The sequence below is a fragment of the Cellvibrio sp. ARAG 10.3 genome (assembly GCF_051846955.1).
Lineage (GTDB): Bacteria > Pseudomonadota > Gammaproteobacteria > Pseudomonadales > Cellvibrionaceae > Cellvibrio.
On the sequence record NZ_JBPYCU010000063.1, the window covers coordinates 1 to 1,230 of the forward strand.

The 1,230-nt window shown below is 47.6% G+C and carries 1 protein-coding gene; it reads right to left on the minus strand.

Going from position 1 to position 1,230, the window contains the following annotated elements; translation table 11 throughout:
* Positions 1-18: 18 nt before the first annotated feature.
* Positions 19-1,166, minus strand: a protein-coding gene (locus ACSV5M_RS21765) for an IS3 family transposase (protein WP_439178956.1) whose coding sequence is annotated in 2 segments (ribosomal slippage) — positions 19-929 and positions 929-1,166 — 1,149 coding nt in all. Because the reading frame shifts where the segments join, the coding sequence is not laid out codon by codon here.
* Between the last annotated feature and the right edge of the window lie 64 nt (positions 1,167-1,230).

Consider the following 1,230-nt stretch of genomic DNA (forward strand, 5'->3'; position numbering starts at 1 on the left):
TGGACTTCCCAGGCTTTACTAGACACTTTCGAGCCCCTGAAAAAACGCCTCCTCATATTTAACGGGAGATAACCCGCCGTTATGAGAATGGCGCTTGACTGGATTGTAGAACATCTCAATAAAATTAAATATTTCTGTTTTGGCTTCTTCCCTTGTGCTGTAAATCTTCCTGCGGGTTACTCGCTTCTTAAACGTTGCAAAAAAGCTTTCCGCAACTGCGTTGTCATGACAGTTTCCTCGACGGCTCATGGAAGGAATGAAATTGTTTGCTTCCATAAACGCCGTGTAATCATGGCTCCCATATTGACTACCTTGATCACTGTGAATGAGAACGGCATCCCTTGGCTGACGCCGGAGCTTAGCCATTAGCAGCGCATCAATCACCAAGTGGCGATCAATATTTTTACCCATAGACCAACCAACAATACGCCTCGAAAATAAATCCAGTACCGTTGCGACGTACAAAAATCCTTCATAGGTCCGCACGTAAGTAATGTCACTAACCCAAGAGACATTCGGTGCTTCAGGATTAAAATTCCGGTTCAACACGTTGGCCGCGACCTTGGCAGTTTTTCCGCCCTTGATGTAGCGCCGTTTATAGCCAATTTGCGCCTTTATCCGGTACTTCCGCATGATTTTAGCTACGCGATGTACGCTGCATGTCTCACCTGCTTCACGCAAATCCTTATGTATCCACGGACTACCGTAAGTGCCACCGCTCGCCAGATAATGCTCTTTGATCAATACCAATAACCGCTGATCTTCTTGCTCACGTGTTGATACCGGATTTTTTAGCCAAGCGTAGTAACCGCTGGGGTGAAGCTTCAGTACACGGCACATCGAGCGCACCGAATGCACCTTGGTGTGAGCTCGGATAAAGGCGTACTTTATTCGTGTTCCCTTGCAAAGTACGCGGCGGCCTTTTTTAAAATATCACGCTCCTCAGTGACTCGTCTGAGCTCTGCTTTAAGGCGGGCGATTTCAACTTGCTCATCTGCCTGAGCCGCCTGGCGGGGTTGTGGTTGGTTGTATTTCTTGAGCCAGGCATACAGGCTATGCGTGGTGGTTCCAAGCCGCTCGGCAACTTCCGCAACGGAATACCCCCGTTCGGTAACTTGCTTGATAGCTTCTTTCTTGAATTCTTCGGTAAATCGTTTGCCTGACATAGACACCTCATCTTGGAATTAGATTATGAGGCTTTTAGGTGTCTAGTGAAATCTGGGAAGTCCA